Annotated in this window: 25 protein-coding genes; 8 read left to right on the top strand and 17 right to left on the bottom strand. The window is 47.8% G+C overall.

Translation table 11 applies throughout. From position 1 onward, the window contains the following. Positions 1-6: 6 nt before the first annotated feature. From RCH83_RS09855 to RCH83_RS09840, 4 genes are all read right to left on the bottom strand, one after another. Positions 7-1,128 (bottom strand): beta-ketoacyl-ACP synthase III, encoded by a 1,122-nt coding sequence (locus tag RCH83_RS09855; RefSeq protein ID WP_306521493.1) that lies wholly within the window; start codon positions 1,126-1,128, stop codon positions 7-9. 210 nt (positions 1,129-1,338) lie between these two features. Further along, the gene (locus tag RCH83_RS09850; protein ID WP_306521491.1) at positions 1,339-2,391 is read right to left on the bottom strand and encodes an RDD family protein; all 1,053 of its coding nucleotides are present in this window, start codon (positions 2,389-2,391) and stop codon (positions 1,339-1,341) included. Between the two features lie 88 nt (positions 2,392-2,479). Continuing rightward, positions 2,480-3,655, bottom strand: a complete 1,176-nt coding sequence (locus tag RCH83_RS09845) for a VWA domain-containing protein (RefSeq protein WP_306521489.1) — start codon at positions 3,653-3,655, stop codon at positions 2,480-2,482. A gap of 3 nt (positions 3,656-3,658) precedes the next feature. After that, the gene (locus tag RCH83_RS09840; RefSeq protein WP_306521487.1) at positions 3,659-4,504 is read right to left on the bottom strand and encodes a MoxR family ATPase; all 846 of its coding nucleotides are present in this window, start codon (positions 4,502-4,504) and stop codon (positions 3,659-3,661) included. Positions 4,505-4,613: 109 nt separating this feature from the next. On the opposite strand from RCH83_RS09840, the gene cysK reads away from it, so the two are divergent. Beyond that, positions 4,614-5,582 (top strand): cysteine synthase A, encoded by a 969-nt coding sequence (gene cysK / locus RCH83_RS09835; RefSeq protein ID WP_306521485.1) that lies wholly within the window; start codon positions 4,614-4,616, stop codon positions 5,580-5,582. Between the two features lie 112 nt (positions 5,583-5,694). Beyond that, positions 5,695-6,156 (top strand): hypothetical protein, encoded by a 462-nt coding sequence (locus RCH83_RS09830; RefSeq protein ID WP_306521483.1) that lies wholly within the window; start codon positions 5,695-5,697, stop codon positions 6,154-6,156. Between the two features lie 2 nt (positions 6,157-6,158). Here RCH83_RS09830 and RCH83_RS09825 read toward each other — a convergent pair whose 3' ends face one another. Beyond that, a complete protein-coding gene (locus RCH83_RS09825; protein ID WP_306521481.1) occupies positions 6,159-6,905 on the bottom strand; it encodes an enoyl-CoA hydratase-related protein in 747 nt (248 codons plus the stop codon). 12 nt (positions 6,906-6,917) lie between these two features. Next, entirely contained in the window at positions 6,918-8,591 is a 1,674-nt protein-coding gene (gene ggt / locus RCH83_RS09820; protein WP_306521479.1) for a gamma-glutamyltransferase, read from the bottom strand. A 228-nt stretch (positions 8,592-8,819) separates the two neighbouring features. Between ggt and rrtA the strand changes: the two genes are divergently transcribed. Then, on the top strand, positions 8,820-9,437 hold the full coding sequence (gene rrtA, locus RCH83_RS09815) for a rhombosortase (protein WP_306521527.1): 618 nt from the start codon (positions 8,820-8,822) through the stop codon (positions 9,435-9,437). 11 nt (positions 9,438-9,448) lie between these two features. Here rrtA and RCH83_RS09810 read toward each other — a convergent pair whose 3' ends face one another. Next, positions 9,449-10,123 carry an RluA family pseudouridine synthase gene (locus RCH83_RS09810; RefSeq protein WP_306521477.1) on the bottom strand — a complete coding sequence of 225 codons (675 nt, stop codon included), beginning with the start codon at positions 10,121-10,123 and terminating at the stop codon, positions 9,449-9,451. Positions 10,124-10,266: 143 nt separating this feature from the next. On the opposite strand from RCH83_RS09810, the gene RCH83_RS09805 reads away from it, so the two are divergent. Next, positions 10,267-10,995, top strand: coding sequence for a pseudouridine synthase (locus RCH83_RS09805; protein WP_306521475.1), 729 nt, complete (start codon positions 10,267-10,269; stop codon positions 10,993-10,995). A gap of 117 nt (positions 10,996-11,112) precedes the next feature. On the opposite strand, the gene RCH83_RS09800 is transcribed toward RCH83_RS09805, so the two are convergent. Beyond that, the gene (locus tag RCH83_RS09800) at positions 11,113-13,575 is read right to left on the bottom strand and encodes a prolyl oligopeptidase family serine peptidase (protein ID WP_306521473.1); all 2,463 of its coding nucleotides are present in this window, start codon (positions 13,573-13,575) and stop codon (positions 11,113-11,115) included. 239 nt (positions 13,576-13,814) lie between these two features. After that, entirely contained in the window at positions 13,815-14,420 is a 606-nt protein-coding gene (locus RCH83_RS09795) for an FMN-dependent NADH-azoreductase (RefSeq protein WP_306521471.1), read from the bottom strand. 300 nt (positions 14,421-14,720) lie between these two features. Here RCH83_RS09795 and RCH83_RS09790 point away from each other — a divergent pair, with 300 nt between their 5' ends. Both RCH83_RS09790 and RCH83_RS09785 read left to right on the top strand, forming a co-directional pair. Then, positions 14,721-15,311 carry a sigma-70 family RNA polymerase sigma factor gene (locus tag RCH83_RS09790; RefSeq protein WP_306521469.1) on the top strand — a complete coding sequence of 197 codons (591 nt, stop codon included), beginning with the start codon at positions 14,721-14,723 and terminating at the stop codon, positions 15,309-15,311. Beyond that, positions 15,295-15,981 carry a ChrR family anti-sigma-E factor gene (locus RCH83_RS09785; RefSeq protein WP_306521467.1) on the top strand — a complete coding sequence of 229 codons (687 nt, stop codon included), beginning with the start codon at positions 15,295-15,297 and terminating at the stop codon, positions 15,979-15,981. Before RCH83_RS09790 ends, RCH83_RS09785 begins: the two co-directional genes overlap by 17 nt. A 173-nt stretch (positions 15,982-16,154) precedes the next feature. On the opposite strand, the gene RCH83_RS09780 is transcribed toward RCH83_RS09785, so the two are convergent. Beyond that, entirely contained in the window at positions 16,155-18,416 is a 2,262-nt protein-coding gene (locus RCH83_RS09780; protein ID WP_306521465.1) for an aminotransferase class V-fold PLP-dependent enzyme, read from the bottom strand. 281 nt (positions 18,417-18,697) lie between these two features. Beyond that, positions 18,698-19,414 (bottom strand): fatty acid metabolism transcriptional regulator FadR, encoded by a 717-nt coding sequence (fadR, locus tag RCH83_RS09775; protein WP_306521463.1) that lies wholly within the window; start codon positions 19,412-19,414, stop codon positions 18,698-18,700. A gap of 186 nt (positions 19,415-19,600) precedes the next feature. On the opposite strand from fadR, the gene dsbB reads away from it, so the two are divergent. Beyond that, positions 19,601-20,134, top strand: a complete 534-nt coding sequence (dsbB, locus tag RCH83_RS09770; RefSeq protein ID WP_306521461.1) for a disulfide bond formation protein DsbB — start codon at positions 19,601-19,603, stop codon at positions 20,132-20,134. 91 nt (positions 20,135-20,225) lie between these two features. Here dsbB and RCH83_RS09765 read toward each other — a convergent pair whose 3' ends face one another. The 3 genes from RCH83_RS09765 to RCH83_RS09755 form a co-directional block, all read right to left on the bottom strand. Then, the gene (locus RCH83_RS09765; RefSeq protein WP_306521459.1) at positions 20,226-20,843 is read right to left on the bottom strand and encodes an FKBP-type peptidyl-prolyl cis-trans isomerase; all 618 of its coding nucleotides are present in this window, start codon (positions 20,841-20,843) and stop codon (positions 20,226-20,228) included. 136 nt (positions 20,844-20,979) lie between these two features. Beyond that, a complete protein-coding gene (locus tag RCH83_RS09760) occupies positions 20,980-21,261 on the bottom strand; it encodes a YfcL family protein (protein WP_306521457.1) in 282 nt (93 codons plus the stop codon). A gap of 2 nt (positions 21,262-21,263) precedes the next feature. After that, entirely contained in the window at positions 21,264-22,442 is a 1,179-nt protein-coding gene (locus RCH83_RS09755; protein ID WP_306521455.1) for an ATP-NAD kinase family protein, read from the bottom strand. Positions 22,443-22,584: 142 nt separating this feature from the next. On the opposite strand from RCH83_RS09755, the gene RCH83_RS09750 reads away from it, so the two are divergent. Beyond that, positions 22,585-23,985, top strand: a complete 1,401-nt coding sequence (locus tag RCH83_RS09750) for a coniferyl aldehyde dehydrogenase (RefSeq protein WP_306521453.1) — start codon at positions 22,585-22,587, stop codon at positions 23,983-23,985. Between the two features lie 61 nt (positions 23,986-24,046). Here RCH83_RS09750 and RCH83_RS09745 read toward each other — a convergent pair whose 3' ends face one another. The 3 genes from RCH83_RS09745 to prmB form a co-directional block, all read right to left on the bottom strand. Beyond that, entirely contained in the window at positions 24,047-25,231 is a 1,185-nt protein-coding gene (locus RCH83_RS09745; RefSeq protein ID WP_306521451.1) for an MFS transporter, read from the bottom strand. 149 nt (positions 25,232-25,380) lie between these two features. Beyond that, positions 25,381-26,487: a chorismate synthase gene (aroC, locus tag RCH83_RS09740; RefSeq protein ID WP_306521449.1), complete on the bottom strand. Its 1,107-nt coding sequence runs from the start codon at positions 26,485-26,487 to the stop codon at positions 25,381-25,383. Positions 26,488-26,489: 2 nt separating this feature from the next. Then, on the bottom strand, positions 26,490-26,997 hold a 508-nt coding region (prmB, locus tag RCH83_RS09735; RefSeq protein ID WP_306521447.1), incomplete at its 5' end, for a 50S ribosomal protein L3 N(5)-glutamine methyltransferase.

The raw sequence follows: 26,997 nt of genomic DNA, 5'->3' as shown, positions 1-26,997 counted from the left end.
CTGTAATTAACTGAATTTTTCCAGCATTAAACATCCCACCGAATAACCTGCGCCAAAAGAACAAAGTACGGCTTTATCCCCTTGCGCCAACCCCAGTTTATTCTGGTGAAACGCAATAATTGAGCCGGCGGAAGCCGTATTGGCGTAAGTATCCAATACCAGTGGTGCTTCACCTGGCTCTGGCTCCCGGCCAAGAATTTTGCGGGCAGCAAAAATATTCATATTGATATTGGCCTGATGCAACCATAACCTTTTCAGATCCTCCGGCTGCACTTTTAACACCGCCATTTCAGTCAGAATAACGTCAGCGACAATTGGCAGCAGCTCTTTAAATACCTTGCGGCCTTGTTGTTTAAAAAACGGTGTATCAGGGTCGACTTCCGGATGACAATGGTCGGTGTAACTGACATCACAACGGATATTATTGGAAAATTCGGTTTTAAGACGCATACCAAGGATTTTCCAGGCATTTTTGGCAGTACAAGTTTCAGTGGCTTCAATAATAGTGGCAGTACACACATCACCAAAAATAAAATGACTGTCGCGGCTGGTGTAATTCACCTGCGGTGAAGCAAATTCAGGATTGACCACCAACACCACTTTTGCGCTGCCACCACGGATGGCATTCACGGCGTTACTAATACCAAAAGTGGCAGAAGAACAAGCCACATTCATATCAAAAGCGTAGCCTGAAGCGCCGAGTTGTTGTTGTAATTCAATGGCTAACGCCGGATAAGCACGCTGGATATTCGAGGCTGCGCAAATAATTAAATCGATATCAGCGGCAGTTTTGCCGGCCTGTGCCATGGCTTCGCGGGCGGCAACTATCGCCATTTCTACCATTTCCGGTATTTCATCTTCACCGCGTTTAGGGAAGACCGGCTGCATCACATAAGGGTCAAGAATACCGTCTTTATAGAGTACATGACGCGATTTAATACCTGAGGCTTTTTCAATAAATTCGCAGCTGGAATATTCCAGCGCCGCCACTTCACCACTGGCAATAGCTTCGGCATTTTCTGTATTAAATAAATCGACGTACTGATTAAAACTGGCAACTAACTCTTCATTACTGATGGTTAACTCCGGGGTAAAAACCCCTGAACCACTGATCACCACATCTTTCATTTTTCACTCCGGCGCTATCTTGTCTTTGACGCAGCTCTGTTCAATGGCCGCTGTTTTACATGTCGTACCAGTATAACCGATCCCATTGGCCGGACAGGCAATTTTTAACAACGAAAACCGCAGAAAATACCGGTCAAAATGCCATTAAAGCGGTTTGAGCAGCAAACTTTGCTGCAGCAAGCGCCGGCTGTTTTTCAACAGAAAACAGGGTTAATGATGTAAAGGCCGTTTAGGCTGGTTTAAACGAATAACCACTGTCGACACCACTTTATCCTGAATAGCCTGCCGGTTCGGGTCCCAGAATACCTGCAAAAAGCCCGTTAAACCTGTCGCAAAACCAGCACCATAACCACCTTGCCGGCTAAAAGCCGCAAAAGCGCTGAGCTCGCTACCATCTAACTGAATCACCCTGATTTGACACAACTTTTTGCCAATAGTCTGGCCATGGGCCCAATGAATATAAGCGGTAAAATAAAACACCGCCCAGCCAAAACCAATACCAAAATCAGCCAGAATACCTTTGACCCAGCCAATCACACTCTGGGTGCCTTGAGAAGGCATATACCAGGGCTTTTCCGCTGTATTGTTATGAGCAGCTTGCTCTGGTTGGGCTGCTGTAGCAACTTTTGTGTTTGTAACCACCTGGTAATTTTTAAGTTGTTGCTGCAACAAGGCTTTTCGGGTTTTATATGGCAGCTCTGTCACTTCCAGCAGTTCATCTAATAAGTCTTTGGCCGTCGCCACGGGCACTGCAGCCTTCGCCAACAGCAAACTGGATTTTTCAAGTTCAGTTTTGACGCAGTCCAGCTGGCATTCTTTTTGCGCTAACACCAGCACAGCAGCGGCCAGTTGCGCTGATTCAGCAGCACCAAGCTGATCAACACTCAGGTTATTAACTGCCCGATCCTTTTGTTCAGAAATAAGTTCTGGCGCAACTGTGGCTGTGCCTGATAACACCAAAGTGACCAGCAACAACACCACAACATGACCATATTTTTTTAACTGAAAACGCAACCAACACAGATACAACATCACTGGCAGAATAAATAACAAACTGGCAGTGGCAAGACCAAAAATAATAATACTATCAATGCCCATAGCCACAGCACGGCGCATTGGGGTTGCCAAAGGCACTCCGAGCAAATCGTCCGACACTGTGAAGGCATAAGGAGTCACAATTTCACGGCATTCTTTTTTTGTCAGCGGCAGGTGAACTTCAGCAGAAACAGCACTACTTTGATTTATTTGTTTGTCAGCGTCCATGGCAAAACCTTAAAAAGGAATTTAAATTCAAAATGTTATAGTATCCAGTTCAGACGGTAGCTGCAATTTGAACTGAGGTATCCTGAGGCTACTTTTTCAGCAAGCTGCCCATGGCCTGTGCCATACCTTCTTGCGATAACGGATACATGCGCCGTTGCATTAACTGTGTTATCAAACCAATAGATGGATAACTGCGCCACCAGTCCTGCGGTTGTGGATTCAGCCAGACATAATGTACAAAATGACGGGTCAGCCGTTCCAGCCAGACAGCGCCGGCTTCCGCATTAAAATGTTCCACACTGCCACCCGGATAACTGATTTCGTAAGGCCCCATAGTGGCGTCCCCGACAAAAATTAGTTTGTAATCAGAATGATAGGTACGGATAAGCTCTGCAACTGACATCAAATCCTGTGGCCGTCTTTTATTACTGCGCCAGACATGTTCGTAAACGCAGTTATGAAAATAAAAAAACTCCAGCTGCTTAAATTCGCTGTGTGCAGCGCTAAACAGCTGTTGTATTTGTTCAATATGGTCGTCCATCGAACCACCGACATCAAATAACATCAGTACTTTGACGGCGTTATGCCGCTCACGCTGAAACTGCAAATCAAGGTAACCGCCCTGTTTGGAGGTAGCGCTGATGGTTCCGGCTAAATCCAGCTCTAAAGTTGCACCAGTGCGGGCAAAACGGCGCAGCTGGCGCAAAGCGAGTTTGATATTGCGGTTATTGAGTTCAGTTTTACTGTCTAAATCAGCAAAATGACGTTCATCCCACACTTTTACCGCACGGCGCTGACCAGAGCCTTGTTGCCCTACTCTGATCCCTTCCGGATGAAAACCATAAGCGCCAAAAGGGGAACTGCCGCCTGTGCCTATCCATTTATTGCCGCCCTGATGCCGCTCTTGTTGCTCTTTTAAACGTTCGCGGAATTTATTGAGTAACTCTTCCAGCCCACCGGCTTTTTGCAAAGCGGCTTTGTCTTCCTGTGACAGTTGCCGGATAAGATTGGGCACCAGCCATTCGGGTGGGATCAGGCTTGCTAAATCAAGACTCTCCACAGCTTCGAAATATTCGGCGCAGGCGCGGTCAAATTTGTCAAAATGCACTTCGTCTTTCACCAGACATAACCGGGCCAACAGGTAAAATTCTGCCATATTGGCAAAAACCAGTTGTTGGTCCAACGCTTTGAGTAAATCCAGCCATTCGGTGATGCTGACAGGCACACCGTATTTGCGTACCGTCAGAAAAAACTCAATCAACATCTGTTAACGTCCGGCTCTTTTAGCCATAAACAGCAGCTTTTCTACCAAAGCCACGTCTTGTTCATTTTTTAACAAAGCACCATAAAGCGGCATTAAACCGCCCTTTTCTTTGCTTTGCGCTAAGGTTTCGGCCGGAATTTGTTCTGCCAGCAATAATTTCAGCCAATCAATCAGCTCAGAAGTTGACGGTTTTTTCTTCAGTTGTGGCATGTCACGCAACCCAAAAAATAACTCCAGCGCTTGCTGCAACAGCGCAGGCGTTAAACCCGGTAAATGGACGTCGACAATAGCCTTTAAAGTTTCAGCATCCGGAAAACGGATATAGTGGAAAAAACAACGGCGTAAAAAAGCATCCGGCAACTCTTTTTCATTATTAGAGGTGATGATCACTATAGGCCGCACTTTGGCTTGGACGCTTTCGCCGGTCTCGTAAACATCAAACGCCATCTGATCCAGTTCATGCAATAAATCGTTCGGAAATTCGATATCAGCTTTATCAATTTCGTCTATTAACAACACAGGACGTTTTGTTGCGGTAAAAGCCGACCAGAGTTTGCCGGGTTTAATGTAGTTTTTTATATCATGTACCCTGCTGTCACCGAGCTGGCTGTCACGTAGACGGGACACTGCATCATATTCATACAAGCCTTGTTGGGCTTTAGTGGTGGATTTGATATGCCACTGAATCAGTTGTGTGCCGAGGCTTGCTGCCAGTTGCTCGGCCAGCTTCGTTTTACCAGTACCAGGTTCGCCTTTGATTAATAATGGTTTTTCTAATGAAATTGCCGCATTCACTGCCAACGCCAATTCAGCACTGACAATATAATCTTTGGTACTTTGAAAACTCATGTCTTGTCCTGCTTATAACTAATAATTTTATAACTTATGCCAAAACGCTACTTTCGTTTTTAACCACAGCAGTTATGCTAAATCGCATCTTAATGTGCTGGAGCTTAGCATGGCAAAAATTTATCAGGACAACTCTTTGTCGATTGGCAATACACCGCTGGTCAAACTTTCCCGCGTCACCACCGGCAATGTGTTTGCCAAAATTGAAGCCCGTAATCCAAGTTTTAGTGTGAAATGTCGTTTAGGCGCAGCGCTGATTTGGGACGCTGAGAAAAAAGGTTTATTGGGCCCTGGTAAAGAGCTGATTGAACCAACCTCAGGTAACACCGGTATTGCTTTGGCTTTTGTTGCTGCCAGCCGCGGTTATCCGTTAACCCTGACCATGCCGGCAACTATGTCGCTGGAAAGACGCAAACTGTTAAAAGCACTTGGCGCCAATCTGGTCCTCACCGAAGGCCCGAAAGGCATGAAAGGTGCCATTGAAAAGGCCAAAGAAATTCAGGCGTCAAACCCGGATAAATATTTGTTATTACAACAATTTGAAAACCCGGCTAATCCACAAATTCACTTTGATACCACAGGCCCTGAAATCTGGAATGACACTGACGGCAATATTGATATTTTTGTGGCAGGCGTAGGCACAGGCGGCACTATCACGGGTGTCAGTCGTTATATCAAACAGGAAAAAAACCATCCGCTTATCAGTGTTGCGGTAGAACCAGCCGACTCGCCAGTGATCAGTCAGGCGTTGGCCGGTGAAGAATTAAAACCAGGCCCACATAAAATTCAGGGCATTGGTGCTGGTTTTATTCCGGGCAATCTGGATTTAAGCCTGATAGACAGTGTGGAAAAGGTCAGCAATGACGAAGCTATTGCAATGGCACACCGTCTGATGCGCGAAGAAGGTATTCTGGCAGGTATTTCATCCGGTGCAGCTGTTGTTGCCGCCAAACGTTTAGCTGAATTGCCGGAAAACGCAGGCAAAAATATTGTGGTGATTTTACCATCGGCGGCAGAACGTTATTTAACCAGCCCGCTGTTTGCTGATGTGTTTACCGAACAAGAACTACAAGCTTGATTTGTCGTCAGTTTTACAGCAACTAAAGGCCACTTTGTGGCCTTTTTCTTTACAGCACCAGATAAAAGCAGCACACTGAAGACTGTATCGAAAAAAGTGGCAAGGTAAAGTTATGCGCATCCTCCCTCTCCTGTTGACCTCGGCGCTGTTGTTTGGTTGTGGTGAAGAATCTGACACCAAAGAAGCGACCTCTTCGGCGGCCACTATTGCCGAGGTACCAGAATCAAACGCGGTAAAGTTCTTTAATGCAATCCTGATAGAAAATGACTTAAAGAAAGCCAAAAAGCTGGCAGTACCTTCAATGGCCAGGGTGCTTGATAGTTATTCCACCGGCAAAGCTGCCGGACGCACCTTGTTTAATATGCGTTTTGATAAACTGGAAATTACCGTCGAAGACACCAATAAAAACGTGCGTGAATTTTATACCGACAAAGCTGACGTCATGCTGATTTTTACCGGTGAATACGATGGTGACAGAAGAGTGGATATGCGGATGGTAAAACTGGTCAATCAAAAAGGCAAATGGCTGATTTCCGAGGTAAAAACCGACCCATTTGCCCGAACTGGCGTTTAAATTTAACTTTTGCTTCTGTTAAAAAAGCTGTGCAGCGCTTGCTGGCAAGCTTCGGTATGCAGCAAGTGTTCAAACACCGCCAGCTCCTGATGTAACACTTGTTGCACCATTTGTTGTTGCGGCTGACGTAATAACTTTTTCGATTGCACTACGGCCTCAAGCGGCAATGCTGCCAGCTGCTGTGCTTTTTGCGCTGCAAGTGCAAACAACTGATCCGCCGCCACCAGTTGATTCACCAACCCAAACCGATAAGCCTCCTCACTGTCAAAAGCCTCACCCAATAATAAATATTGTGAAGCTTTCTGATGCCCCATCAACTTGGGCAATAATAAACTCGACGCAGCTTCAGGGCATAATCCAAGTGCGGTAAAAGGTAACTGAAAACGGCAACCGGGCGCTGCATAGACTAAATCACAATGCAGCAATGCTGTGGTGCCAATGCCAATGGCAAGGCCTGCCACTGCTGCTACCACAGGTTTGGAAAAATGACTTAAGGCATGTAAAAACATCACTGTCGGATGTTCCGCATTCAGCGCGCCTGCCGCCACAAAATCGGCTAAGTCATTACCAGCACAAAAACAATTTTCTTGTCCTCTGAGCACTACCACATGCACCGAAGGGTCAAGCTCAGCTTGTTGCAGCGCATCAGTCAGCGCCAGATACATGCTGCTTGATAACGCATTTTTTTTATCGGGTCTTTGTAATGTCAGTGTCAGCACAGCCTGCTGTTGGCTTTGAATAATGGTCATACCCGGATCCCTTTAGTGCGCAATAGCCTGGCCTTCGCGGCGTGGATCTGCACCACCCTGCCAGCCATTGGCCGATTTTTTAATCAAATGTAAACCGCTGTTCAGTTCCACAACTTTTGGCTGATAACCCAAATCACGCATTTTTGGCAATAAGGATCCCAGTTCAGTGCCTTGTTCCAATGCCAGAAAATCGTTGCGATGGGTAACTTTGGCCAGATCTGCCGCCTGTTGCGGGTCCAGTTGCCAATCAATCATGGCAACCAGCGCCTGCGCCACATAATCAATAATACGGCTGCCACCAGGCGAACCAGCCAGCATCAGCAGCTCTCCTTGTTGGTTAAACACCATCATAGGTGCCATCGACGAACGGGGTCTTTTACCTGCTTCCACTCTGTTGGCAACCCAAACGCCATCTTTACGCGCCTCCAGCGAAAAATCCGTCAGCTGGTTATTTAATAAATAACCATTCACCCACAAACCGGAGCCAAAAGCGTTTTCGATACTGGTGGTCATACTGACAGCATTGCCGTTTTTATCCACCACCGACAAATGGCTGGTATTTTCAAATTCAACAGCTTTGCTACTGGCAAGTGGCTCTGCACCCTCAGGCGCACCTGCAGCCACATTAATGGCATCCCTTTGTTGGTTAATCAGCGCTGCCCGTTGGCGCAAATAATCATTGGCCAATAATCCTTCAACCGGCACTTTGCTAAAAGCCGGGTCGGCCAGAAATTGTTCACGATCGGCAAAAGCTAACCGGCTGGCCTGAGCGAACAGGTGCAGCGCCGGTACTGAATTAGGCTTCATGTTTTTTAAATCAAAATGTTCCAGCATACCGAGGATTTGCAGTACAGCCAGGCTACCTGAGCTTGGTGGTGCCATACCACAAACACGATACTGACGATAAGGCCGGCATAAAGGCGCCCGCTCCACTGCCTGATAGCTGTCTAAATCATCCAGACTGAGTTTGCCTGGGTTCACAGGTGCAGTGTTCACCGCCGCAACCAGTGCTTTGGCGTTTTCTCCCTGATAAAAAGCTTTTTCACCTTCTTTGGCAATACGGCGCAACGTCGCAGCATATGCCGGATTTTTCAGTAACTGCCCGGCTTGCAGCGCTTTACCTTGTGGGTAAAAATAGTCTTTGCTGGCAGCAAAATGCGACAAACCGCCGTCCTGGTAAATATCCAGCAACATCGCAAGTCTGGGCGACACAATAAAACCTTGTTCAGCAGCCGCAATAGCTGGCTGAAATAAGCTGGCCCATGGCAATTTGCCCCATTGCTGGTGGGCTTTAGCCAATGCCCGAATGACACCAGGGCTGCCAACAGACTTACCGCCAACATAAGCACGGCGCCAGTCCAGCACTTTGCCATGTTCCATAAACCAGTCCGGATGAGCAGCTTTGGGCGCCGTCTCGCGGCCATCAATGGTTTGAAGTTGCCGTTCTTTACCGGCAAAATGCAACATAAACAAACCGCCGCCTATGCCTGAGCTTTGGGGTTCAACTAAACCCAGCATCAGTTGCATCGCAATAGCAGCGTCAGTTGCACTGCCACCTTCTGCCAACATTTTTGCACCTGCTGCCGATGCCAGCGGGTTTGCCGAAACTACCATACTGGATTTGCCATCTACCCGGACTTTTTTCAGCACGCCAGTGGCGGCTTCCGGGTCAACATCTGCTGCCAAAGCCGGACACTGCCAGCTTATGCAACACAAACTGAAAAGAACGGGCACAAAACACAGGCGTGACTTAAACTTCATGGTGTTTCCAAAATTACGTCGAATCGCGGCAACCTTAACTTATCTGCCGCAAACAGATCAATGCCGGATAAAAATAAGATAAGATAGCATCATGACTGACACACTTTATTGTTAATCCTTTTTCATTGAATTATCACTTGAGATCCAAATTTGATGTTTTTGAGTTTTTTACGTAGCCATTCGATGGCTGTCACACTTTTTTTTAGCCTGATCCTGTTACACCTGTTACAGGCGTCATTGCAGCCGCTGTTTGAATTTAATCGTACCGCTATTTACGAAGGGCAATGGTGGCGTCTGGTGACGGGTCATTTGTTCCACACCAATAACTGGCACCTGCTGATGAATCTGGGTGGTTTTGTGTTGATCATGCTGCTGCATGGCGCCTACTACAGCAACCGTCGTTTTGTGTTAAACCTTTTCGTCGGCAACTTGCTGATTGGCCTAGCATTACTTTGCTGGAGCCCAGACATCAGCTTTTATGTGGGTTTATCAGGCTGGTTACATGCATTGCTGGTTTGTGGTTGTTGTATTGATATAGAGCGGCAATGGAGCAGCGGCTGGCTGATACTGCTGGCGGTGTTTGGCAAGGTTTTATGGGAACAATGGCAAGGTGCCAGTAACGAAGTGGTCACGCTGATAGGCGCAGATGTCGCCACAGATGCCCATTTATTTGGTGCTGTGGTTGGTTTGCTGATGTATCTGAGTATGTTATTTCGCCGCACAGTAGCACTGAATGCAACAAGCCCGGCATCTAAAACTCAGGCTGAATAACCTGCTTTTATTTAAAACTCAGGCGCTGCGCTGAACTGCAGCTTTTGCCCTGATAGCGGATGAATAAACTCAATAAAAGCAGCGTGCAAACACAAACGGGGTGAGCTCTGTGCCACCTCTTTGCTGGCATAAAGACTGTCACCAACCATAGCATGGCCAATAGCTGACAAATGCAACCTGAGCTGATGCGAGCGCCCTGTCACCGGACTTAACAACAACCGGCTCTGATTAAGCCCGGTATCGACTTGCAGTGTCTGATAATGTGTCAGAGATGCTTTGCCTTTTTGCTGACAAATTTTATATAAAGGCCGGCGTTGTTCATCAGGCGCTATCGGCAGGTTAATGCTGCCACTGGCGGGCTCCAAAACACCGCAAACTAAAGCCTGGTACTGTTTTTCCACAGTCCGGGCCTGAAATTGTTTACTGATGTGCGATAAAGCGGCTTTGGTCAGCGGCAATATCACCAGACCAGAAGTGTCGTAGTCCAGCCGATGCACCACCTGTGCTTGCGGAAACTCAAGCTGCACTCGACTTATCAGACAGTCAGCATTGGCCGGATGCCTGCCAGGCACTGTCAGCAACATGGCGGGTTTGTTGACGACCAATAGTTGTTCGTCCTGATACAACAACTGCCAGGCTTGATTGGTGGCTTTGAGAACGGCAAGTTCAGAGATATCATCAGACATGGCAATAGCATCAACAGTTTATGGCAGGCGCGCATTATGCCAGACCGTATAACGGACGCCTAGCAGGCTTTTGTCAGAACAAAAATTTCAGACCAAAACCACAAAGCTGCAGGCTTTGACAAGATGGACTTATACAAACCCTGATGACAACCAATTTTCAATACCAACCGCCTCAAACGCCACTTGAACTGCTGTATCGGGACAAAGACCTGCTGGTGCTGAATAAACCCAGTGGCTTGCTAACTAACCCTGGTAAAGGTGAACATTTACACGACTCTTTATTAACCAGAGTACAGGCTGAGTTTCCAACCGCGCTACTGGTGCACCGGCTGGATATGGCCACTTCCGGTCTTGTGGTTTTTGCATTAAGACGCAAAGCAGAAGCAGCACTGAAACAACAATTTGCCAACCGTACAGTGAAAAAAACCTATCTGGCACGGGTGTTTGGCACACCGGAACCTGCCGCCGGAGTTATTGATGTGCCTTTGATTGCAGATTTAACAGCGCCCCCCCGTAATAAAGTTTGTTTTAGCCAGGGTAAAGCTGCCCAAACTTATTATCAGCTACTGCCGGAGGCAAAAAACCATGCTGGCGGATCACCACAAAATGCTTTATTAGCTCTTTTTCCGCTAACAGGCCGCGCTCATCAGCTCAGAGTACATTTATTGCATCTGGGTCACCCCATTTTGGGCGACGCTTTATATGCGCCAGACAACATACAAAAATCTGCCAGCCGGTTGTTATTACATGCGATGGCGCTGGAAATTCAGCAGCCTTATTCAGGGCAGCCGCTGCAATTTTTGCAACAACCTGATTTAGCCGCTTTTGACCTGTCGCAGCCTATAGCACTGCCGGCAAATCCTTACCCTTAATCTTTTACCAAAAAAAAGCGCAGTATTTCACTGCGCTTTTGCTGTTTTGCACAAAACCTTCTTACAACCCCAGATTAAAAGCTTTGGGCTTAACCTCTGTGGCCTGAAGTTTTTGGTTTAAAGTTCACGTTCAAACAGTTTATAAATGCGGCGGTATTCATCCAGCCAGCTGCTTGGCTGACGGAAACCATGCGGCTCTACCGGGAAAATCGCAGTTTCAAAACTGTCTTTTTCCTGCTCTATTAAACGTTGCACTATGCGCACCACATCCTGGAAAAATACATTGTCATCCACCATAGGAGCGTTGATTAACAACTGGTTTTTCAAGCCCTGGGTGAAATAAATCGGTGAACTGCGCTCATAGGCAATAGGGTCCACTTCGGGTGTATTCAGAATATTGGACGTATAAGGATGATTGTAGTAAGCCCAGTCGGCAACAGGACGAAGCGCAGAGCCTGCTTTAAATAAATCCGGCTCTTTAAACATCGCCATAAAGGTCATAAAACCACCGTAAGAGCCACCGTAAGTGCCAACACGTTTTTCATCGACGTTAAAATTAGCCACCAGATACTTCACGCCATCCACTAAGTCCTGCGTTTCCGGAGTGCCCATCTGACGGTAAATGGCAGTGCGCCAGTCGCGGCCATAACCTTTTGATGCCCGGTAATCCATATCCAGCACCACATAACCTTGTTCAATCAAAATGTTATGAAAGAAAAACTCGCGAAAATAATTTGACCAGCCCAAATCGCTGTTTTGCAGATAACCGGCACCGTGGTTAAAAATCACCGCGCGGCGTTTTTCACCTTGTTGATAATCTTTCGGTAAATACAGTTTGGCAAAAACCGGTTGTTCACCATGGCTGGATGGCACTGCCACTACTTGTGGCGCCTGTAATTTCATCTGGCTAAATTCGGGTGAAACGGTAAAGGTCAGACGTTTGACTGTGCTACCGGCCTGGTTTGCCATCAGATACAACTCTTCCGGCATTACAGAAGTGGAATAACGCAGCAGAATATGTTGTTCATCCGGCGATAAAGCAAAAGTCAGATTGCCCTGCAGTTGAGTCAGCTGCGTTTGTTTACCGCTGGCAAGTTCCATTTTATAAACATTGTAAATGCCGGGATGCTTGATATTGGCACGGAAATACACCGCATCACCGGCTTTATTCAGTACCGGCTGGCTGACTTCAAAAGTGCCGGCTGTCAGTTTTTTTGCTTTGCCATTCAAAGCCTTTGTATACAGGTGAGAATAACCACTTTCTTCTGACAGGAAATACAAACCCTGCTCGCCCGGCAACCAGCCAAAATTGTTAAAGTCATAGTTTACCCAGGCATCGTCATGCAGACGGTGCTGGTTCAGCAGCTTTTTTGTTTTAAAATCTACTGTTGCCAGCCAACGGTCTTTGTTATCCCAGGCTTTGAGCATCACAGCAACCTGACTGCCATCTGCGTGCCAGCGAATCGCCGACTGATCCCAGCTCCAGTCATTTAATAACGCAATGTCACGGGGCGCTTTTTTCGATTGATAAGTTTTGCCATCACGTTTGGCATTTTCAGCTTTAACGCTGGCCAGAACATCTTCGTCAAAACCCGGCAAGCTGCTGTAAGCGAGTTCGGTTTTTTCGCCCGATTTGACATCTAATAACCACAGCTGCTGGGGTTCTGGCTTTTGGTCATGCACTCTGGCGCGAACCGGTTGTGCTGCAATATTGCCATCCGCTGTAATGTAGTTCGGCATGATGTCAGTGCTGCTGTTTTTGCTTTCTGCTTCCAGTGCAACAATCAGCTTGTCAGCAGCAGGTGACAACACTGCTGCTGCAATTCGTTTTTCTTTGCCCAGATAAAAAGCGGCTGGTGCCAGCACATCACTTTGCGATTGCAGTTTTTGTTGTTGTGCAAAAGCTTCGGTGGCGTTTTTATGCTCAAGTGCAATAAATGCAATCAGCTTATGCTGCTCACGGGCCAGATAACTGTCAGCAATTTGTGGTGCTTTGGGCTGCTCTTCAGTTTTTAGTGACGCCAGTTGTTTAAGCTCGCCGCTTTGTAAATTCACTGCCAGAAAATTCCAGCCCTGACGCCAGCTTAAACGACCATCTGTTAAAAACTGCAGATCCTGTTGCTGCGCTGAATTGCGCGTCAGCTGGGTAATTTTGCCTGAGCTTAATGCTTTGACAAAAACCTGGCCTTCAAAGGTCCAGGCGACAAACTGACCATCGGCAGAAAAACGCTGATCTTCAGCACCAATATTGTCTAATTCGTTTAATGCCACCACAGTGCCGCTATCATTGCCGTCCAGCGGACGCGCAAAGGTATCTCTCAGCTCTGAACCTTGTTGTTTACGCTGAAAATACACAGTTTTACTGTCAGCTGACCAATACGAAGCTTCACTCTGACGGCCAATCCAATCCGGGTGCGCCATGGCTTGTTCCATCGTCATCAGGGTTGTGCCCTGGGTTGATGGCCCTTGCACCGTCGCGGTCTGGTAGGTCTGAGGTTCGGCTGCAAACAAAAGGCAGCTGCTGAAAGTTAACAGGGAGCTAAGCGCTATCGTCAGCGCTGGTTTGGCAAATGGCTTCATGGATAAAAGTGCTGCTTGTAGGTGGACTAAGGAGCCTCTCTTATACAAAGGAAGCTGCGGGAATTCAACCTTCTGCGGTTAAGCGAACAGAGTTCAGGATAAGTTGCCGGGAACGCGTTTTGAACGTCGATAAAACGACAGAAAAAAGCCAGTGACTGTGCTGAAAACACCACCACTGGCATAAAGGCCGGGACAAGGCCAACAAGATATAAAGAGCCGGATATGAAAAAGACAGTATTTTAAGCAGCAAGCTCAGCGGTTAAATCCGCAATAGCAGCATGGGCAGCTTTTAACGCCGCCTGCGCAGAGTCAGCGCCCATATTCAGCCCTTCGGCAAAAATAAAATGCAGGTTTTTCAGGCCAATAAAATTAAAAAAGTTCACCAGATAAGGGGTTTGGGTGTCATGCGGTAAATCTTTGTACATACCACCCCGGGTCAGGAAAAACACCACTGGTTTATCTTCCAGTAAACCTACCGGGCCTTTGTCGGTATATTTAAAAGTGACACCGGCACGGGCAATACGGTCGAACCAGGCTTTAAGCTGGCTTGGCACACCAAAGTTGTACATTGGCACACCAATTAAAATCACATCGGCGGCTTTTACCTGAGCAATCATGCTGTCAGACACTGCCGCCAGTTGTTGTTGTTCGTTGCTTCTGTCAGCTTCCGGAGTCATCCAGGCGCCAATTTCCGGCATGCTCAGATGCGTGAGCGTGCTTTGGTTTAAATCCAGGCTGGTAACAGCCACTGTTGCCGGCAAAGCTTTTACAAAGTTATTGATCAGTTGATTTGACTGGCCGTTTTCGCCGCTGATAGAACTGTTCACTACGAGAATATTGTGCATGATGCTGCTCCTTAAGTTGATGGAGGCAGTATAAGTTCGCTTTTATTGACAATAAATCGCGAAATTTCGCAGCTATCTTTCTATTTTATTCAACCATCTAAGCACAGATCTAAATCAGCACCGGCAGCGTATAACAACAGTAACCACCAAAAAACGAACCAACAACACAATACTGGCCTTTGGGTTGCTGCAAAATGCAGTCAAAAAGGTGCAGTTCAATACAGAGGCTGATTGATAATGTTGGATCCGATACAAATAAGCAGTCATCATAACGCTGAACTTTCTTTTCAGAGTAAGCCTATGACGACGCAAGACATCACCACAGCAGCTGTGGGGCAATGGGAGGAAGCGCTGGCTTTTGTCGCCCTTCATCGCGACAAAAGCGCATACGCTGAATTGTTTCGTTATTTTGCACCGCGTCTACGCGCTTTTGGTATCAAGATGTTTGGCAACGAACAGCAGGCCATGGAAATGGTGCAGGACACTATGCTGAATGTCTGGCAAAAAGCAGCACTTTTTGATGCCAGCCGCGGTTGTGCCTCCACCTGGATTTTTACCATAGCCCGTAACGTGCGTTTTGATATGTTGCGCAAAAAACAAAGCCGCAAAGACGACATCAGTGCAGACGATTTATGGGCTGATGGTGATTATCCTGAGCAGGAAGATAATCAAAGCCAGCATTGGGACTTACATCTGGTGGCGGAAAAAGTCGCGCCCCACTTTCACGCTTTGCCACCGGCACAACGGCTGGTGATGGAAAAAGTATATCTGGACGAGTTATCCCATCAGGAAGTATCAGAACAACTCGGTATCCCGCTTGGCACTGTAAAATCGCGGATCCGACTGGCATTAGACAGGTTAAGAGAGGCAATAGATGGCCCACGTAGTTAAATATCACCCGAGCATCAGCTTATTGGAGCAATACAGTGAAGGCACGCTGGCGGCCGAGCTTGCACTGGTGGTGGCTGCTCATCTTGATTTTTGTCCGCATTGCCAGACATTACATCGCGACATTGAAGCAGATTTGGGTTGTGAGCTGGCGATGCAAAGCGCACCTGAAGCAAACTCTGACAGCTGGCAACAAATGCTGAATAACATTCTGGCCGAACCTGCAGCAGCAGTACCAGCCAGAAAAACATCACCTGTGACGCCGTCACAAAGCCAGCTGGTGGTGGGTCAACACAGCTTTGTTGTGCCCCGCAGTTTGCAACGTCTCGTCAGTAAACGGAATAAGTGGTTGACCCTTGGCGGTATTTCCACAGCAAAACTGCCAGGTACTGACGAAAATCATTTGTCTTTGTTGTGTATTGAAACCAACACTCAGGTGCCGCTTCATACCCACAAAGGGCTGGAAATCACTTTGGTACTATCCGGAGAGATGGTGGATGAAATGGGACAATATGCAGCTGGTGATTTAATTATTAATACACCCGATCATACCCATACCCCAAAAAACATTGCCGGTGAACCTTGTCTATGTTTATCGGTATTAACAGCACCACTTGAATTTAAACAAGGCCTGACCCGCTTGCTGAATCCGCTACAAAGGTTTTTTTATTAATAGTTGACCTCAGCGCGCTTTGCGCCAGTAAACAGCAACTGTTAGTAATGCTCAGCATTGCAGCAGTTAAAAACCCGGGAAAAAAAACAGCGCCTTAGGCGCTGTTTTTTTTATTGTTAAAAAGCAAAGTTATCGGCAAAACCACATAACACAACAGGCTTTACCATCGCTGTTTAACTTAACATCGCAAAACCGCCCTTGAGGTTATATACCTCAGTAAAACCAGCACGGTTTAATACCTTGGCTGCCACCAGACTGCGGTTGCCGGAGCGGCAGACCAGCAACAGCTGCTGCTCTGAGGTTAAAGCACCACTGATCAGCGCATCACAAAGTCTGGATAAGGGCCATTGTTGCACCACAGTCCCTGATGGCAAATAAGGTTCCAGCGCCCCGGCACTTTGTTCATAAGGTTCACGCACATCAACCAGCACAACATCAGGATGTGCCTGAATAAAATCCTGCAGATCGGCGGTTTCTACCACAGCTTTGGCGTCTGACCAGCACACCTCCACCACGCCACACTGGTACTGACTGGCCTGACACAAGGCCAGACTTTGTTGTTGCAGTGTTTCCAGCCAATCGGCCGGACAATTTTGTGCAGTTAACAACGAAGCCAATAACGGCTGCTCAGAAGTTGCTATGTTGAGTGTGGTAAAAAAACGCTGGGCATAATCGTGACTCGACAATAACAAAGTCTGTGGTGTCACTAAACGACTTAAATTTTTCAGGCTTTGCTGAAAGGAGGTTGGGTCTGAATCGGCTAAATCCAGCCTGCCAACCCCACCTGGTAATAATAAATCACCAACAAAAGCCGCCACAGTGCCGCCATGATGACTAAGCAGATAACTGCGACTTTCGGCACTATGTCCAGGTGTTGCAACTTTATGCAGCTGATACTGACCACACTGAATAACAACTTCAGCAAAAGGCCAACCCAGTACATCAGTGGCGCTGTCATCTTTCAGACCTAATAACGCCGTTAAATCATCACGCGCTGAACGATGATCCTGATGCAAATGTGTGTCAAGCACTGCCACCAGCTGTAAACCCTGTCCCTGTACCATATTTGCCAGCCGGTTAGAAAGCGCAACTACAGGGTCAATAATGACCGCCTGCTGACTTTTGGCACATACCAGCAAATAACTACACATATCTTCATGTTTGAGCTGAGTTAAACCACTCACTGCTATATCCGCCAGCGGCTCAGCGTCTGACAATACCAGGCAACAACGCTGCACTATATCAGCCAGCCGGGCAATGGCATTACAGGCAGCATCACACTCTGCCGCCGTCATGGCCGGACCAAAAGATAAACGGATAGCACCCTGACTACGCCAACTTTCCAGCCCCATCGCATCCAGCACAAAACTACTAGGCACTTTAGAGCTGCAGGCCGAGCCTGAACTGATACGAATACCGGCGGCGTCAAACAAATCCATAATGTCTTTGCTGTAAAAACCGGGCACAGAAAAGTTAATAGTGGTTGGAACTATAAAAGGCGCATCACTATTGAGCACCAGCTTTGGGAAAACTGTTTTGAGCGCTTTAAGCAAAGCTTCGCGGTATTGCCAGAGCACTGCTTCAGGTTGAAATACGGACTCTGACTTTTTATTAAGTTCGGTAAAAATAGCATGCAGTGCTGCTATGCCAGGCAGGTTCTCGGTACCGGATCTTAAACCACTTTCCTGACCGCCACCGGCAATAAATGGCTGATAAGGTGTGCCCTGACGCACATATAAAAAACCTATACCTTTAGGTGCATAAAGTTTGTGACCGCTAAAAGGCGCGTAATCGATGCTGGTATTGGCAATATCCAGCTGCATTTTGCCAAGCGCCTGCACACAATCCACCATCCACAGCACATCAGGATTTGTCCGACGGATCACGGTTTCAAGCGCCGCTAAATCCTGTTTCACACCGGTTTCATTATTGGCAGCCATGGTGCAGATCATCGCGGCTTTTGGCAGCTGCTGAGCGATAAAATCCAGATCCAATAAACCTTGTTGGTTCACTGGTATGGCTTTGACTGTTGCGCCCAACTGCAACACCTGGTTCCAGTGTTTTAAACTTTCCGGCACTGCTTTGTGTTCAGTGGCGCCATACAACAACAACAACTCCGGACCGGTCTGGCCACGATGTTTGGCCGCGAGCAAAGCGGCAACAATGGAGGTCTGAATCCCCTCAGTCGCCCCTGAGGTAAAAACAATCTGGCCACTACTGGCGCCTATCACTTTGCGCGCCAGCGCTCTGGTGGTTTCAAGCTCAACCTTGGCTTTAATACCAGTACTATGACTGCTGCTTGGGTTGCCAAAACAGGTTTGCATATGATGCATCACAGCAGCGGCCGCACAAGGCAACACCGGTGTGGTGGCATTATTGTCGAGGTAAACTTCCTGCTGACGCAGTCGCTGGCTGACAGGTGCTGTTGTTGACATAAAAGAAGCCTTTATAACTATCGGTTATACCTTATTCCTGCACATGATAAGGAGCTATCAAACTTCAGACAAGTGTAATCTACCAGAGCAACGGGCAAGACCGACCAGCACTATAAATCGATTTGAACAATCGGCCTGTTTTTCAAATGTTTAGGAGGTGACAACATGTCACAGCAGCACACACTCAAAAATCAGCGAAGCAAAGGCACAATGCAGAGCGCCATTTTGTTTACTAAACACCGGATAAAAAAACACTCCGCATGCGGAGTGTTTTTAACGAGTTATTCCACCAAATCTTTTGGAATATCCGGTCTTAATGCTGACCAGACTTTGCCACTTTCTTTACCGTATTTACGCACCGCAAATACCACTTCGTCATGTTTGCCTGCTTCAGCGTACAGTTTCAGTTGGTGATAATATTTACGAGCTAATTCACGGGCTTGCGGGTGAGAAAAGTAAAAACGGGCAATTTTGCGGTATAAACCGCGGAAACCATTCAGGATAAGCACATAAATCCGGTTGGATGAATGCAGTGCCAGCTCATGGTTCAGGTTGTAATCAAAATCGGCAAAAGCTTCTGCAGTGTCTTCCAGATTTTCGGCGCCGGCAAATACAGCAACCACTTCATCTCTGTGTGTTTTAATGGCACCACGGATATAAATAGCACTGATGTTGGTACGGGCAGATAATAATTCATCCACCAGCTCAGGCATCCGGTCTTCATCAAGACGCGCCAGCGTTTCCAGAATATTCAGGCCTGAAGTTTCCCAAAAATTATTTACTTTGGTTGGTTTACCATGCTGTATGGTCAGCCAGCCGTCACGGGCCAGACGTTGTAACACTTCGCGTAACGTGGTGCGGGTTACGCCAATCAGTTCAGAGAGTTCGCGTTCAGCAGGCAAAATAGAACCTGGCGCAAACTTGCCATTCCAAATGGATTCAACAATGTATTCTTCAGCAAAACCCGCAGGGCTCTGCGCTTTTATGAGGTTGGTCATCCGGATTTGTCCGTTTTTAGTTGTCTGTCTCACCACGATTGGCACTGATTGTACCAGAGCGCAATGAGTTAACAAGCCATGCCACAAAAATTGACCTGAGTGATTGATCGCAAAGGTTGTTTTAGATAACAAATTGGCTTAGATTGTGCGTTGGATACCTTTCACTACTCCAACAAGGGAAATCAGATGTTTGCAGCAGTGGCTCGTTGGCCGAAACAACGCTGGCCTTGGGTTCTTTTAGCCGTCAGTGCAATCGCTTTAATGTTGGTGGCGTTGTTCTTTCAGTACGGTATGGCGTTAGCACCCTGCATTATGTGTGTGTATCAGCGTTTTGCTATCACCGGAATTTTCTTTGCCGGTGTTATTGGTTTGTGGGGCCGGGAATCGGCACCAGTGCGCTGGCTGGCCTATAGCAGCTGGGCAGTGTCGGCGGGCTGGGGTCTGAAAATAGCCCATGATCAGGTGTTGGTGGAAGAAGTAGTCAAAAGTGGCGGTTTTTCCAGTTGTGGCCTTTTTGCCGAGTTCCCCACCTGGTTACCTTTAGATCAGTGGCTCCCTGCGATTTTTAATCCAACCGGTGTTTGTGGTGAAATTGCCTGGCAATTTTTAGGTTATTCAATGCCGTTCTGGATGCGTATTATATTTGCAGTTTATCTGGGCTTAGCCCTGATTGTGATGGCTAGCCAGCTGAAAAAGCATAAATATAATCCTTATGATTAATTGTCAGCTGCAATAAAGCTGTTGGGCAAAACTGCCAACATAAAAAAACCGCCGGCAAAGGCGGTTTTTTTATGTGTTGACCCGAACTGAGTTAAGCAACAATAGCCAGCAGTTCTACATCAAACACCAGTGCGCTGAATGGTGCGATAGAAGCACCGGCACCACGCTCGCCGTACGCCAGCTGATGTGGGATATATAAACGGTATTTAGCACCAACCGGCATCAGTTGTAAGGCTTCAGTCCAGCCGGCGATTACACCACCGACCGGGAATTCAGCAGGCTGACCACGGTTGTACGAACTATCAAACACAGTACCGTCAATTAAAGTGCCGTGGTAATGCGTACGAACTGTAGAAGCACGTGTTGGTTTTTCGCCGTCACCTGCCATCAGCACTTCATATTGCAAACCTGATGCAGTAGTTACTACACCTGGTTTTTTGGCGTTTTCAGCCAGGAAAGCTTCACCGGCGCCAGCGGCCAGTTTGGCATTTTCTTCCTGCTCAGCCTGCATCCGCGCGCTGATCACTTCAAAAGCAGCACGAATCTGCTGTTCTGACACTTCAGGCTCATCACCATAAAAAGCAGCAGCTAAACCAGCAGCAACAGCGGCGATATCCAAACCTTCAAACGGGTTGTCAGCCAGTTGCTGACCCATTTGCAGACCTATGCCATAACTGGCGTGTTGTTCAAGGGTGGTGAATGTTGACATAAAAATCACTTTTGACTGTGCGCCATAGGCGTCGTTAAAAACAGACAATGGCAAGCCATTATCAGGAAAGGGGTGATGCTAGCCGATTTTGCGTTGCTTGTCTTGCCAGAACACAATATCAGCACAGCAAAAATATTCAGGCAGCAAGCGCCTGCACTTGTTGCCAGATGTGCCGCACTAACTGCTCATCGGCTTCGCTGAGCTCGCCTGCCAGAATTGCCGCCGCTAAACTTTCGTCCACCTGACCGATAATGTCAGCGGCGGCAAATGGCTGCTCCGCCACCTGCAAACGGCCGATGCCGAGGTCAACATGGCCACGCAGATAACCGGCAGCAAAAAGTTCATCATCACTGGCTGTTGCCACGTTCTGGTCAAAATAGCTGCTGATGGCCTGTATAAAATTTTCGGGTTGTTGCATTTTTACTCCTCAATGCCGAGCCGGTACATCACATAATCGTTATAACCACACAGCACTTTGAGCATGCCCTGTAATTGTTGGTCGAGCTGAGCATCCCCGCTGTCGCTGATCAGCGGCCTGCCCTGAAGTTGTTGTAATTTAGTTTTGGTGGCAATTAACATGATGTTGTCACGGCCAATGGCGCGAATCACATCTGGCGATAACTGCTGGTTGCCACGGCCAAAAATATGGCCCTGACCGCCAATCAAGGTGATGATGAGTTTGCAGTGATGGCCTTGTACCAGCGGCAGTAACTCTAAAGCTGTGACATCAGAGGCAATCACTTCGCCATTTTCAACTACATCCACCCCAAGCAAAGTATTGGGTAAACCAAGTTCAGCCATCACAGCGGCAACAGTAGAGCCTGAGCCCATCACATAACGCACACCGTCTTCCATTTGACTTGCCACATAAGCAGCTAAATCATCCAGCACCAGCTCTTCAGATTCTTTACCTGCGGTTTTTACACTTTGCACATAACGAAGTTCGCTTGGTATTTGCATTTCGCCATACCTTTTGGCGCGCACTGTGCCTGCCCGAAACGCCACTTCATCAATATCCATCACTTGCGCTTCCTGTACTGTGACCAGCTCACCACGCACCATCTGCGCCACCACTTTACCGGCAGCAGCCGGCGTAATGGCATAAACACCTGAATGAATTTTACAGCCGGCCGGAATCCCCAGCACTGTGGTATGAGATTGGCTGTGATGATTGGCAATCACGGTACAGATATTACGGGCAGTGCCGTCGCCACCGGCAAAAAGCAGTAAGTCGACACCAGAATCCAGTAACAAAGTTGCGGCCTGCTCTGTGTCCACTGCCGTAGAGGGATCGCTTTGCGCCTGACCGACAACTTCAACAGCAAAACCAAGTTCTTCAGCTACGGTCTGCCCCATATCATTGGCAAAGGTGTAGATCCGGATCTGAGGTTGCAATTCAACCAACTCGGCCAATGCGGCTTTGGCGCGTTGTTGTGCCATAGGCACAGCACCACGGGCCAGCGCTTCTTGTGCAACACCATCACTGCCTTTGAGTGCAACAGCACCACCAATACCGGCCCATGGGTTAATAATCAGCCCTAAACGAAATGTTGTATTTTTGACAGCGTCAACAACAGCAGAAGGAGACAACAACGACATAGACAAATCCCGGTAGAACCAGACAAGGCTTTAAGTGGCCGGCATTGTAACCAATAGCACCCAAGCTGGCAAAGCCGCAGCATTGCACAGAGGTCCAACCTCAAGTAGATTAAGCAGTTCTGATGTAGAACCGGATTGACCCATGCAGTTTCTGAGCGATATTTTCACTAATCTTACTGCTGCTTATCAGCAACAACCTTACCCGGGCCTGCAACAACGCCAACAACAACTGCAGGCGTTACGCCACCAATTGCTGGTGCAGCAACAGGCGCTGTTACAAGCATTAACGGCAGATTTTGGTCAACGTTGCCATAGTGACAGCCAGACGCTGGAAATTTTGCCCAGTATCAGCAGTATCGACCACAGTTTAAAACAGCTGAAAAAATGGCTAAAACCACAAAAGCGCCATGTCAGCTGGCTTTTTTTGCCCGCCAGAAACTTTGTGGTTTACCAACCACTGGGGGTAGTTGGCATTATAGCGCCGTGGAATTATCCGGTATTTTTAAGTCTGGGACCTCTGGTTGCTGCTATCAGTGCCGGCAATAAAGCGATGCTGAAGTTATCGGAATTTACGCCCCATACCAATCAGGTGCTAAAAAATATCATTGAAACTGCGCTGCCAAATGCAGCTGTTGTCATTGAAGGTGATGCCGCAGTTGCTGCAAGCTTTAGCCAGCTGCCTTTCCAGCATTTGCTTTATACCGGCTCTACGGCTGTTGGTTACCAGGTAATGCGCGCTGCCAGTGCCAATTTAACCCCTGTGACGCTGGAGCTTGGTGGTAAATCGCCATTAATTCTGGCGCCTGATGTCAATATTACCCATATGGCCGAACGTATTATATTTGGCAAAACAGCCAATGCCGGCCAAACCTGCGTGGCACCGGATTATCTGTTGGTACATCAAACTCAGCTTGAGCAAACAATTGCCGCTTTACAGGCTGAATTTCAGCAGTTTTATCCGGCGCAAAGTTTTGCGCAAAACTATCCGGCCATTATTAATGAACGTCATTATCAAAGGTTACAAACTTATTTAACCTCGGCCAAAGCAGCAGGTGCGGAGATTATCAGTTGCCTGCCAACAAGCGCAGAGCATCAACAAAAAAGGTTGTTACCACTAACATTGGTGCTAAATGCGCCACTTGATTGTGCCCTTTGGACTGAGGAAATTTTTGGCCCTATCCTGCCAGTGTTTGTGTATAACCACATTGACGAAGCTTTTGATTTTATTAAACAACGCCCAAGACCGCTGGCACTTTATCTGTTTAGCAACAACAAACAATTACAACAGCGTGTGCTCACCCACAGCCATGCCGGTGGTGTATGTATTAATGAAACACTGGTGCACGTTGGCCAGGAAGATTTGCCTTTTGGCGGTATAGGCCCAAGTGGCATGGGTGCTTATCATGGCAAAGAAGGTTTTTTAACTTTTAGTCACACTAAGGCTGTACATCAAAAAGGTTGGTTAAATTCCAGCGTATTGGCTTATCCACAACACAGACCGAAAATTTTTGATAGTTTGTTACAGTGGCTGCTGCGGCCTTAATGGCCGCAGTTTGATTATCCGCCCCGGCAGCGCCTTTATAGCTGAGCTTTGATAACTCAGCTTAGAGGGCCGCCGTTGTACCAGGCTCAGTCTGTATAGGGGTAATAACTTTGGGCAAGCTCAGCGCCAACCCCATTGAAAGCAAAGCACACAGGCTACCCAGTACAAAAGTAAAACCGGCACCGGCACCGTCCTGCCAGGCAATACCTGCCACATAAGCGCCAAGCGCGCCACCGCCACCATAAATTAAACCGGCATATAAAGCCTGACCCCGGCTACGTTGGTTTTGTGGGAAAAACTGCTGAATAAACTGCATAGCGCAGCTATGGGCAATGGCAAAACTAAAAGCATGCAGCAGCATACTGGCAGCAAGCAAAATACCGCTGTCGGCCAAATACGCCACCATCAGCCAGCGTATTGCGGTTAAACCATAACAAAGCCCTAATAATTTCTGATAACTGCGGCCGTTTAAAATACGGCCGGCAAAATAAAAAGCCACTATTTCGGCGGCAACAGCCAGTGCTATCAACAAACCAGCGTCGCTGCCGCTATAACCTAAATCACGGGTATATAAGGTAAAAAAACCATAAAAAGGTGCAAAACTCATCTGCATAAAAAAGGCACCCAGCATAAATTTAATAAAAGCGCTGTGGCTCCATAAGTTACGAAACTGAAAAGGCTGATTGCCTGTGTTATTTTCCAGCGAAAACTTTGGTAATAACCACAGAGTACCAAGCATCAATAACAAAAATAACAAAGCGCTGTGTGGCAACATCTGCGGCCCTGTATGCTGAAACCACCAGCCGCCCAGCATCACCAGTACGATGTAACCCACAGAGCCCGCAGTACGCACTTTGCTGTAACGCGAGGTGTTGTTGTCGAGATAATAAAAAGCCGAACTTTCCAGCTGTGGCAAAATAGCGGTCCAGCACAAACTATAAAGCGCAAGACCGGCCACCAGCGGCCAATAACCACCGTCATAAAAACTACTGAGCCAGCCGATAGTGGCAAGCACAGCACCAAACCGCATCACCCCTATCGGATCTTGCCTTCGCGCGGCCAGACTGGCCCATAAACTGGGGCCAACAATCCGCATACCGGTCACCAGCGCCAGCAGCAAACCAATTTCTTCTGAATTCAGTCCCCTGCCATCCAGGAACAGGCCGATATAAGGCACAAAAACCCCAAGCACGGCAAAATAGGCAAAATAAGCCAGACTCAGCGTCTGGGAGCTGGACAACTTCACAATACACTCCATGGAGATAAAACAGCTGGCAGCAGAACAAGCATCAGGCTGTGCTAAAACAACAACGACGCCTAAGCGTCGTTGTATCTCTGTGACATCGGCAGCTATTGTAGCTTCCGGCCAGTCAATGGCATAGCAACAATCTGAGCTTAACCACCGCGGCCAATTCGGGCGATATCAGGGGTTGTCACCGACACCTGATGGTTTTGCGCATGATGACGCAGGAAATGGTCCATCAGCACTATCGCCAGCATAGCTTCGGCAATAGGCACAGCGCGAATACCGACACAAGGGTCGTGCCGGCCTTTGGTCAACATTTCCACCGGCTCACCGCTGGTGTTAATGCTGGCACCGGGAATACTGATGCTGGACGTTGGTTTGAGCGCAATACTGACGCGGATATCCTGGCCTGAAGAAATACCACCTAAAATGCCACCGGCATGATTGGCAGTAAAACCTGTTGGCGTTAACGCATCTCGGTGGGTAGAGCCTTGTTGCTCCACCACGGCAAAACCATCACCTATCTCTACCGCTTTCACCGCATTAATGCTCATCATGGCATGGGCAATATCGGCATCTAAGCGGTCGAACACAGGCTCGCCCCAGCCCACAGGTACATTGCTGGCCACCACATTAATACGGGCCCCCACTGAATCGCCGGATTTTTTTAAATCGCGCATAAAAGCATCCAGCGCTTCAATTTTATCTACATCAGGGCAGAAAAAATCGTTTTGTTCTACTTGCGCCCAATCCAGCTGTTCTGCTTTAACCGGCCCCAGCTGGGCTAAATAAGCGCGCACTTCAACACCAAAACGTTGTTTTAAATATTGTTTGGCAATAGCACCAGCTGCAACCCGAACCGCAGTTTCGCGGGCAGAAGAGCGGCCACCACCCCGGTAATCACGGATACCGTGTTTATGCCAGTAGGTGTAATCAGCGTGCCCCGGACGGAACACATCTTTAATGGCGGAATAATCCTGCGAGCGTTGATCGGTGTTTTCAATTAACAAGCCAATAGAACAACCTGTAGTGACCCCTTCAAACACACCGGACAAAATTTTCACCACATCATCTTCACGTCTTTGGGTGGTGTACCTTGAAGTGCCGGGTTTGCGTCTGTCCAAATCATGCTGAATAGCGTCTAAGTCCAGTTTTAAACCAGGAGGGCAACCATCCACAATACCGCCAATGGCCGGACCATGGCTTTCACCAAAAGTGGTTAAACGAAACAATTCACCAATGCTGTTACCGGCCATGTTTATTCCTCAAACTGCTGTTGATGGGCAACCAGCTGCGCTTTGGTCAGGGCAAATACACCGTCACCGCCGTTATTAAAAGTGATCCAGTGAAAAGGCACATCCGGCATTTGTTCAGCAAGCGCCACCATTGAATTGCCCACTTCACAAATCAGCACGCCGTTTTCGGTTAAATGCGCTGCGGCTTCACGCAAAATTTGCCGGGTCAGCTCCAGGCCATCCACACCGGACGCCAGCCCAAGCTCGGGTTCATGATGATATTCAGCCGGTAAATCGGCCATATCGTCGGCATCCACATAAGGCGGATTGGTGACAATCAAATCATATTGCTGGCCGGGCAGGCTCTGGAAACAGTCGGATTGAATAGGAAATACCCTGTGCTCTAAACCATGCTGACTGATATTTAAATCTGCCACCATCAGCGCATCTTCGCTGATATCCACTGCATCCACTTCAGACTCCGGTAAATAATGCGCGCAGGCAATGGCAATACAACCAGAGCCGGTGCAT

Source organism: Rheinheimera sp. (assembly GCF_030824435.1).
GTDB lineage: Bacteria > Pseudomonadota > Gammaproteobacteria > Enterobacterales > Alteromonadaceae > Pararheinheimera.
This window is presented reverse-complemented; position numbering and strand designations above follow the sequence as displayed.

Excerpts from the sequence above, each read along its gene's own strand:
- RCH83_RS09785 (WP_306521467.1), top strand. The coding sequence starts at position 15,295 with ATGGCCCACGTAGTTAAATATCACCCGAGCATCAGCTTATTGGAGCAA.
- RCH83_RS09850 (WP_306521491.1), bottom strand. The coding sequence starts at position 2,391 with ATGGACGCTGACAAACAAATAAATCAAAGTAGTGCTGTTTCTGCTGAA.
- RCH83_RS09825 (WP_306521481.1), bottom strand. The coding sequence starts at position 6,905 with ATGACCATTATTCAAAGCCAACAGCAGGCTGTGCTGACACTGACATTA.
- fadR (WP_306521463.1), bottom strand. The coding sequence starts at position 19,414 with ATGACCAACCTCATAAAAGCGCAGAGCCCTGCGGGTTTTGCTGAAGAA.
- RCH83_RS09760 (WP_306521457.1), bottom strand. The coding sequence starts at position 21,261 with ATGCAACAACCCGAAAATTTTATACAGGCCATCAGCAGCTATTTTGAC.
- RCH83_RS09795 (WP_306521471.1), bottom strand. The coding sequence starts at position 14,420 with ATGCACAATATTCTCGTAGTGAACAGTTCTATCAGCGGCGAAAACGGC.
- rrtA (WP_306521527.1), top strand. The coding sequence starts at position 8,820 with ATGTTTTTGAGTTTTTTACGTAGCCATTCGATGGCTGTCACACTTTTT.
- dsbB (WP_306521461.1), top strand. The coding sequence starts at position 19,601 with ATGTTTGCAGCAGTGGCTCGTTGGCCGAAACAACGCTGGCCTTGGGTT.
- RCH83_RS09855 (WP_306521493.1), bottom strand. The coding sequence starts at position 1,128 with ATGAAAGATGTGGTGATCAGTGGTTCAGGGGTTTTTACCCCGGAGTTA.
- RCH83_RS09800 (WP_306521473.1), bottom strand. The coding sequence starts at position 13,575 with ATGAAGCCATTTGCCAAACCAGCGCTGACGATAGCGCTTAGCTCCCTG.
- RCH83_RS09805 (WP_306521475.1), top strand. The coding sequence starts at position 10,267 with ATGACAACCAATTTTCAATACCAACCGCCTCAAACGCCACTTGAACTG.
- aroC (WP_306521449.1), bottom strand. The coding sequence starts at position 26,487 with ATGGCCGGTAACAGCATTGGTGAATTGTTTCGTTTAACCACTTTTGGT.
- RCH83_RS09790 (WP_306521469.1), top strand. The coding sequence starts at position 14,721 with ATGACGACGCAAGACATCACCACAGCAGCTGTGGGGCAATGGGAGGAA.
- RCH83_RS09755 (WP_306521455.1), bottom strand. The coding sequence starts at position 22,442 with ATGTCGTTGTTGTCTCCTTCTGCTGTTGTTGACGCTGTCAAAAATACA.
- RCH83_RS09845 (WP_306521489.1), bottom strand. The coding sequence starts at position 3,655 with ATGTTGATTGAGTTTTTTCTGACGGTACGCAAATACGGTGTGCCTGTC.
- RCH83_RS09750 (WP_306521453.1), top strand. The coding sequence starts at position 22,585 with ATGCAGTTTCTGAGCGATATTTTCACTAATCTTACTGCTGCTTATCAG.
- cysK (WP_306521485.1), top strand. The coding sequence starts at position 4,614 with ATGGCAAAAATTTATCAGGACAACTCTTTGTCGATTGGCAATACACCG.
- RCH83_RS09830 (WP_306521483.1), top strand. The coding sequence starts at position 5,695 with ATGCGCATCCTCCCTCTCCTGTTGACCTCGGCGCTGTTGTTTGGTTGT.
- RCH83_RS09780 (WP_306521465.1), bottom strand. The coding sequence starts at position 18,416 with ATGTCAACAACAGCACCTGTCAGCCAGCGACTGCGTCAGCAGGAAGTT.
- RCH83_RS09840 (WP_306521487.1), bottom strand. The coding sequence starts at position 4,504 with ATGAGTTTTCAAAGTACCAAAGATTATATTGTCAGTGCTGAATTGGCG.
- RCH83_RS09765 (WP_306521459.1), bottom strand. The coding sequence starts at position 20,843 with ATGTCAACATTCACCACCCTTGAACAACACGCCAGTTATGGCATAGGT.
- RCH83_RS09810 (WP_306521477.1), bottom strand. The coding sequence starts at position 10,123 with ATGTCTGATGATATCTCTGAACTTGCCGTTCTCAAAGCCACCAATCAA.